1 protein-coding gene is annotated in these 1,430 nt (G+C 61.0%); it reads left to right on the forward strand.

Going from position 1 to position 1,430, the window contains the following annotated elements:
- Positions 1-1,430 (forward strand): acetate--CoA ligase (acs, locus tag SHIM_RS15870; RefSeq protein ID WP_054003667.1); only part of this gene is annotated, 1,430 nt, incomplete at both ends.

The following is a 1,430-nucleotide window of genomic DNA, read 5'->3' on the forward strand; positions in this document are numbered from 1 at the left end:
TGGCCGCGCGGGTGAATGGCTGCGACGCCAAGGTTGTCATCACCGCCGACACCGCGCCCCGTGGCGGGCGCAAAACCGCGCTCAAATCCAACGCGGACGCGGCGCTCCTGCACACCAAAGACACTGTCAAATGCCTCGTTGTGAAACGCACCGGCGATCAGACCACTTGGATTGACGGGCGCGATTACGACTACAACGAGATGGCGATGGAGGCGAACGACTACTGCAAACCTGCAGAGATGAACGCCGAAGACCCGCTGTTTGTTCTTTATACCTCAGGCTCCACCGGTCAGCCCAAAGGCGTGGTACATTCCACCGGCGGCTATCTGGTCTATGCCGCGATGACGCACGAATACACCTTTGACTACAAAGACGGCGACATCTTCTGGTGCACCGCCGATGTGGGCTGGGTCACCGGTCACAGCTATATCGTCTACGGGCCTCTGGCCAATGGCGCGACCACCTTGATGTTTGAAGGCGTGCCGACCTATCCCGATGCCTCCCGTTTCTGGCAGGTCTGCGAAAAGCACCGCGTCAATCAGTTCTACACCGCGCCCACCGCGCTGCGCGCGCTGATGGGTCAGGGCAACGAATATGTCGAGACATGCGACCTTTCCAGCCTGCGCATCCTTGGCACCGTGGGGGAACCGATCAACCCCGAGGCCTGGACCTGGTACAATGACGTGATTGGCGGCGGACGCTGTCCGATCGTGGATACCTGGTGGCAGACCGAAACCGGCGGTCACATGATGACGCCCCTGCCCGGCGCGCATGCGACCAAACCCGGTGCCGCGATGAAGCCGTTCTTTGGCGTCAATCCGGTGGTGCTGGATCCGCAGTCCGGCGAAGAGATCACCGGCAACGATGTCGAAGGCGTGCTGTGCATTGCCGACAGCTGGCCCGGCCAGATGCGCACGGTCTATGGCGATCACGAGCGCTTTGAGAAGACGTATTTCTCCGACTACAAAGGCTACTACTTTGCGGGCGACGGTTGCCGCCGCGACGCGGATGGCGACTATTGGATCACCGGGCGCGTGGACGATGTGATCAACGTGTCGGGCCACCGCATGGGCACCGCCGAGGTGGAATCTGCACTGGTGGCACATGCTGCCGTGGCCGAGGCTGCCGTTGTGGGTTATCCGCACGACATCAAAGGTCAGGGCATCTACTGCTACGTCACGCTGATGAACGATCAGGAACCAAGCGAAGAGCTGCGCAAGGAACTGCGCACATGGGTGCGCACGGAAATTGGCCCGATTGCCTCGCCTGACCTGATCCAATGGGCGCCCGGACTGCCAAAAACCCGCTCCGGCAAGATCATGCGCCGCATCCTGCGCAAGATCGCCGAAAACGACTACGGCGCACTCGGCGACACCTCAACACTCGCAGACCCCTCCGTCGTCGAAGACCTCATCGATAATAGAATGAAC

Origin of the sequence: Shimia sp. SK013 (assembly GCF_001292625.1) — a bacterium.
Classification (GTDB): domain Bacteria; phylum Pseudomonadota; class Alphaproteobacteria; order Rhodobacterales; family Rhodobacteraceae; genus Shimia.